The 6,450-nt window shown below is 58.2% G+C and carries 6 protein-coding genes; 5 read left to right on the top strand and 1 reads right to left on the bottom strand.

Annotated features, from left to right (window positions below):
- Positions 1-930: 930 nt before the first annotated feature.
- The gene (locus tag ABIC09_RS29250; RefSeq protein WP_035969187.1) at positions 931-1,119 is read left to right on the top strand and encodes a hypothetical protein; all 189 of its coding nucleotides are present in this window, start codon (positions 931-933) and stop codon (positions 1,117-1,119) included.
- Between the two features lie 887 nt (positions 1,120-2,006).
- Here ABIC09_RS29250 and ABIC09_RS29245 read toward each other — a convergent pair.
- A complete protein-coding gene (locus ABIC09_RS29245) occupies positions 2,007-2,561 on the bottom strand; it encodes a peroxiredoxin (RefSeq protein ID WP_354111430.1) in 555 nt (184 codons plus the stop codon).
- 499 nt (positions 2,562-3,060) lie between these two features.
- Here ABIC09_RS29245 and nifH point away from each other — a divergent pair, with 499 nt between their 5' ends.
- The 4 genes from nifH to nifW all read left to right on the top strand — a co-directional run bounded on the left by nifH (position 3,061) and on the right by nifW (position 5,619).
- Positions 3,061-3,951: a nitrogenase iron protein gene (nifH, locus tag ABIC09_RS29240; RefSeq protein WP_354111418.1), complete on the top strand. Its 891-nt coding sequence runs from the start codon at positions 3,061-3,063 to the stop codon at positions 3,949-3,951.
- Between the two features lie 98 nt (positions 3,952-4,049).
- Entirely contained in the window at positions 4,050-4,745 is a 696-nt protein-coding gene (locus ABIC09_RS29235; protein ID WP_354111417.1) for a nitrogen fixation protein NifQ, read from the top strand.
- Positions 4,746-4,970: 225 nt separating this feature from the next.
- Positions 4,971-5,198, top strand: a complete 228-nt coding sequence (locus ABIC09_RS29230; RefSeq protein WP_354111432.1) for a hypothetical protein — start codon at positions 4,971-4,973, stop codon at positions 5,196-5,198.
- 88 nt (positions 5,199-5,286) lie between these two features.
- The gene (nifW, locus tag ABIC09_RS29225; protein WP_354111416.1) at positions 5,287-5,619 is read left to right on the top strand and encodes a nitrogenase stabilizing/protective protein NifW; all 333 of its coding nucleotides are present in this window, start codon (positions 5,287-5,289) and stop codon (positions 5,617-5,619) included.
- Positions 5,620-6,450: the final 831 nt, after the last annotated feature.

Here is a 6,450-nt window from a genome sequence, read left to right as displayed (position 1 = left end):
CGGCTTCGCCATGCCCGCCGGCCTCCCGTCCCGGCGGGTAGCTTGAATCACCAAAACGCTGATTTGTGAATCCCCAACGATTCAGTCAGATGGGCGAACGCTCTAGCGGTCACTGTGCACAGATCACGAATGATCCGCAGCGCGCCACAGGCATTGTGCTGGCCAAGCGCTCTGGCAGCTCATGATCAAGCAATCGCCTGCCGGTACCAAGCTCACACAGGACGGCAAGGCGCGCAGGTTGTTTGCCATGCTGTAGCGCCCGGCCCTGGCAATATCGCGATCAGGTCGCTCGCTCGTTCGTCCGCTCCATGAGACGGGCCGGCAATGGTCACGCAGAAATGTTCGCTGGCGGCAGGTCGCCTAAATATCTCAACTGGGCTCATGAAATCAAGGATCCTGCGGTAGATCAAATTAGCAGCGGGCGAGCCCTGTTCGATCGGCTGACGAGGCGTAACGCTCAGGCATCGCAAGAGTCGCCTTCATAGGTACGCGCTCGAAGCCGCAGGACTTCATAAATTAGAAGACGGCGTTTCTTCTTCGCGTGGTAACCCCGTGCGTCGCCGCGGAGCCGTGCAAGTGACGAGTATAAGTGCCGCGGCCGACCCAGCGGTGCGCGGATCAACACTGGAAAAGTCTTGGTGAGCTGAGGTCGCGGCATTCAAATCAAGAAGGGCTTTTCGAGGTGCCTTTCGAAGATGCTTCCAGCGTCCCTCTGCTATCGTTTGCTTCCATGTTGAAGCTGGGTCACGTGCATGTCCAGATGTTGCGTGGATCGAAATCCAGGCGGTACAGGACAAATTCCCATGTAGTTCCGTTCTTATCTCGAACAGAAAAATCCGCTTGAACAGTTGTCGATGACCATCGATATGGTAATGGGAAGCAGTTGCGTCTTCCAAAAACAAGGCGCTCCAGGCAAATGTGCAAAGCGAAATGGGAGAACTTCACGTGGCCAAAAGCACCAAGCGCAAAGAGTATAGTAAAGATGACGTCAAGCTGCTCAAAGCGCACTCCAAGGCCCGCACCCCTGTAGCTCGGGTCTCAAAGCTTATGAAGCGATCCGAGGGCTCTCTAAGACAGAAAGCACGTAACTTGGGGATTGGCTTGGGTCACCAGCGCTGAGATGTGATTCAAATTTCGGAAATCGACCGGCGTGATCGAGCCGGCCGGCCGGTTTACGACCGCTGGCCAGCCGATGTTTCGGGTCTCTGTCCCCGGTAGGTCAGCTCGCCATCAGCGAGCTGACCGCTTTTCCGATCGGTCGGCTCAGTTGGCCTAAACCTCGTCGATTGTCATGGTTTCAATCAGCGCTGATGATGCCCACTCGTCCGCCCATTGTGCGGATTGCATCTGTCAGTATTTACTCGACCCGGAAATACGGTCCGCGAGCGTGCCGGCGGATCATGAGCTCGGTCGGCAGAATCATTCGGCGCTGAGCTGGGTCCCGCTGGCGCCCAGCTTTCTGGAGACGCGTGACCGGAACCTCAGAGTGGCTCCAACAGGCGCTTGGCACCGCCCGCAGGCCCAGCATCGACGGCTTACCGCATATCGTGGGAGCGGGCCTGCGGCTGACGCAGATCACCCTGACGCTGAAGTCGAGTAAGCCGCAGAAAAGGCGAATAGCCGCGGTCCGGCTTCCGGCAAAAGGATAAAGGAACTCCGGCAGGAGATGCGCCTTTAAGGGGCGCAGAAGCGTACAAGCATTTGTATGTTCATGCGGAGCCGCGCCGGCATGCTCTTGTATTCGGATTTCATGTGAGGTGAGCAAGGCGCTGCTGAAAATAGTTCATCGTCACCATGGAGCTGGTCGATTTCGCTACCGTGCCTGCCATGCGAACATCTTGGCCCCCGCGGCAGTGGCCACTATGATAGTCGAATCGCGGGTCGCGCTCGTACTCGCTATCAATAGCGCGTACTTGCGGTAAGAGCGTCTCATCTGGGGTGGTCGACAACGATTGATTCCGACCTCCTTCGAATGCGGGAGCTGCTCTTTCAATTACATGGTGGCCTCAGGCGATTTTAAGCGTGTCGCCGCCGATTTCGCGGTTGCAAGGGCAGAGCTCATCAGTCTGTATCGCATCCAGGACGCGGAGCGTGTCCGTCGGGTTGCGGCCGACATTGAGGCTTGTCGCATAGACATGCTGGATCGTGTTCTCAGGATCGATGATGAAGGTGTAGCGATGAGCGATGCCGTCACGCGAACGTACTCCAAGGCCATCGACCAGCGCGCCCTTTGTGTCGGAAAACTGCCAGATCCCTAGACGGTGCAAGTCCTTGTGCTCACGCCGCCAGGCGAGCTTGCAGAACTCGTTATCGGTTGAGCCACCAAGCACGATTGCATCGCGATCGGCGAAATCCTTGGACAGCCGGGCAAACTCAGCGATTTCCGTTGGGCAGACAAAGGTGAAGTCCTTAGGGTAAAAGAAGATGATCTTCCATTTGCCGGGGAAACTCTGCTCCGTCAGCGTCTCGAACGCATTGTTCCCGTTTTCCTCTTGCAGGTGAAAGCCGGGCTTCACGCCTGTGATGTCGAACGGCGGCAACTTACTTCCGATTCCAAGCATATTGTCCTCACAAGTCGTCACGCGGAAACGGCGTTCTGCACAAGCAAAGCAAGCGATATGCCACCCGATCAGACGCCAAGTACCAAGCGCGCCGATCATCAAACATTCGCCTTCGACGATGGTTTTGATCCTCGAAAGCGATCTGTACCGTGTGGTCTCTCGGGCTAAGGCCAGGCTGTCCCGTTTCGCGCTATTCGCCCGACATTTGTCGAGGAAACCGCTTTGTCCGGTTTCTGTCAGAGCTCTTGAGGCTGTCGGGTGCGCCACAGCATCGCCGGCGCTATTTGTCTAACTTGATCAGACGCTTAATGCGCGTGCGAACGAAATGGCACGCCAGTTGCTAACTCGATGCAGCAACAACGAGCAAGGGCTGAGGGCACGCCGACGCCGATGGCGAACGATGGCCTCCTTCCCGAAACTCGTGTGCACACGTTTCTCAGAAAGAAACGGCCTCGCGCGTTCGGCGCGAAGAATTGGCAATCGGATGATGGAGAGCAACATGTCTTCACTGAGACAAATCGCGTTTTACGGCAAGGGTGGCATCGGCAAATCGACAACGTCACAAAATACGCTCGCGGCTCTTGCCGAGCTGGGCCAAAGGATTCTGATCGTCGGCTGTGATCCCAAAGCGGATTCCACCCGCCTCATCCTGCACGCCAAGGCGCAGGACACCATTCTCAGCCTGGCGGCTAATGCCGGCAGCGTCGAGGACCTCGAAATCGAGGACGTCATCAAGCTCGGCTACAAGGACATTCGATGCGTCGAGTCCGGCGGTCCGGAGCCGGGGGTCGGATGCGCCGGAAGAGGCGTCATCACTTCCATCAACTTTTTGGAGGAGAATGGCGCCTATGAGGACATCGACTACGTCTCTTACGACGTGCTCGGCGACGTCGTTTGCGGTGGCTTCGCGATGCCTATCCGCGAGAATAAGGCACAGGAAATCTACATCGTGATGTCCGGTGAGATGATGGCGATGTATGCCGCCAACAACATCTCCAAGGGCATTCTGAAGTATGCCAATTCCGGCGGCGTGCGCCTTGGCGGCCTGATCTGCAACGAGCGGCAGACCGACAAGGAGCTGGAGCTTGCAGATGCGCTTGCCAAGAAGCTCGGAAGCCGGCTGATCTACTTTGTGCCGCGAGACAATGTGGTGCAACACGCGGAGCTGCGCCGAATGACGGTGCTGGAATACGCGCCGGAGTCCAAGCAGGCGGATCACTATCGCAATCTTGCGACTAAGATCCACAATAATGCCGGACAAGGCGCTATCCCGACGCCAATCAGCATGGACGAGCTCGAGGATATGCTCATGGAGCACGGCATCATCAAGCCGGTCGACGAGAGCCTGGTCGGCAAGACTGCCGCCGAGCTCGCGGCCGCTTCGGCATAGCTCATGTTGTCGGCCTTCTCGACCGGGAAGGCCGACATCGTCCACTCAGAAGCGGGCGGACCTTCATAATTGGCGCGCAAAGAAGAGTGGGTGATACGATGTCGCCTCTTGTATCGGCAGCTCAGGTCGCCGAACAGCACGATGCGAGTGAGCTCTACCGTCTTCTGACGGACTTCCATCCAACAGAAGTCGACATCGGCGACAATGACGGTTTCGATCGCCATGTTCTCGCTTGCGTTCTCGCGGCAGCCGCTATGGATGGCGGCCAACTTCCCGAACGGGCTGGCTTGACCAACCAGGAGCTCAATGGGCTTTTGGTGCAATACTTCCCATCCACCCCGGTCAGGAGCTGGACCTGGCGCGAACAGTCCGCATTACCGGTTCCTGACGAGTGGATTATGGTGCGCGACCTCCTGCTTGCGCAACGTTCTACCCATGGCGAAGTCGGCGGCTGGCTGGCAGCGATGATCGCGCGGCGCGCCATGGAGCCTGATCACTTGTGGGAAGATCTCGGTCTGCGGACGCGGGACGAATTGTCCCGCCTCCTGGCGCGCCATTTCGGGCCGTTGGCGGCTCGCAACACCAAAAACATGCGCTGGAAGCGGTTCTTTTATCGCATGCTATGCGAAGATGACGGCTTGGTGATGTGTACCACGCCGGTCTGTACGGAATGCAATGATTTTGATCTTTGCTTTGGCGAGGAGAGCGGGGAGAGCCGGATGGCCGGACGCCGGCGGGATCATCTGCGTCGTCTTGATGACTCCGTCCAAGCCATCCCAAGTTCTCAAGACTGAGCTCATAATGATGCACCCTCGGCGCCATTCCCGGTATACCGGCGAGTTTCGGCCAGCTCTCACGTGAGAACACTGAGGGTTTGAAAGGACACCGGGGGCAAACGATTGCGCGCGGCCCCGCTTAAAGGCCGACGCGGCTGCGCCTGATGGTCGCGGGTTGATGTTTAGCGGGGGCCACGGTCACATTCACCGCCCAAAATGTTCTTTGTTGACGCGCGAGCCAACATGCGCCTGTCGATCGCGCCCGCTGAACTTGTTTACGAACGCGGAGCTGTGATTGGACAAACCGGCGGCTACGCGCTTCACCCGCTCCAGCGCGGCCAAACGGCCGCCACCGAGTTTCTCGCGCGCGTCCGCAAGCATGCGCTTGACCACAAAGGCCCCGTTGCCAAGGAAACCGTGGTTGCGATCTGGCGCGACGTTCACGATCGCTCGCCCGTCAATGGTGCGTGATCGGTTGGTCGGCCATGCGCGTCGCGCGATCAGGTAGAGCACTTCGAGCCTAGATGGTTCTGGGCGCGGAGCTAGATGGAGGTTGACAATGACGACGGACGGAATCCTTGCGCGATTGAACAAGGCCTCGGCGGCAGAGGAGTTTTTTGAGCTGCTCGGCGTCCAGTATGAGGCGAAAATCGTTGACGTGGCGAGGCTGCACATTCTCCGTCGCATGGGTCAATACCTCGCGAGCGAGACGTTGAGCGGTGCGTCCGATCCCGACATCGCGTTGCGCTGCAAAGCCACGCTTGAGCGCGCCTATGCCGACTTCGTCACGTCCTCCCCGATCGAACAACGCGTGTTCAAGGTCCTGAAGGATGCGGCCGCATCACAACCGAACAAGCGTCCAGCACTGGTCCAGCTCGGTTCCTTGGAGTGAATTGAGTTTAGATGTCGCGCTCTGGATCGTGAAGGTTCGCAGAGCTTGACAGTTACCCATGCTTTCGAATTCGAAACGGAAATTGCAGTTGCGGCCTCGCGGATCCGCAGCTTCAACACTCGGCTCCTTAAGAGCCAATCACGACTCAACCCTGGTATGTCCATGCTTTCAAGCTGGTGCGCATGGTGCACCGACCTCCTGCAATGGTACGCCGGCAACGGGGAGCGCACATGTGGCGAGGAAAGCGCACCAACATTCGGATGAGTCTCTTTTGTCGCATTCCGGACACGGGTCAGCACGGTATCGAATGTTTCGATCCTCGTGAGAGGCCGCCAATCCGATTTCCTTCAGTAAGATTCTGCATTGGCGATCAATTTTCAATCGCCTGCGCAATTGGTACGACAATTGCTGACAGATGCTCAGCTAGCCTGGAGGAGCGCATGCACGCCTTGGTCCGCATCGATTTTGTTTTTGACGCCGCGCAGGTTCGCGCGCGCTGCCTATCGGCACCATAATGCGTCGCGACGCCAAAGCGATGGTCGCATACCTGGCTGAGCTGAAAGCTGCGCTTGATCCGCGCACCCCCGTTGGCCGATCCATGGCCGAGGTTTCGCGGGGGGAGCCCTTGTTTCCAGCAACGGCCGCGGGGCGCTGTTGACGGGCGGCTTGACCACCGGCCCTCGTGCCCTCGCCAAGGGTGGCAGGCGTGTCGCTGCAATCGGCAAGAAAGCGAGGGCATTCGGAGCCATGGATCGCGTTTTTCACCGGCAAGCATGCGGCCGACAATCGTACCAACCGAGCCTTGGGCACGTCCTCGATCTGTTGCAGCTC

Source organism: Bradyrhizobium sp. S3.12.5, from assembly GCF_040548225.1.
Lineage (GTDB): Bacteria > Pseudomonadota > Alphaproteobacteria > Rhizobiales > Xanthobacteraceae > Bradyrhizobium > Bradyrhizobium cytisi.
This window is presented reverse-complemented; position numbering and strand designations above follow the sequence as displayed.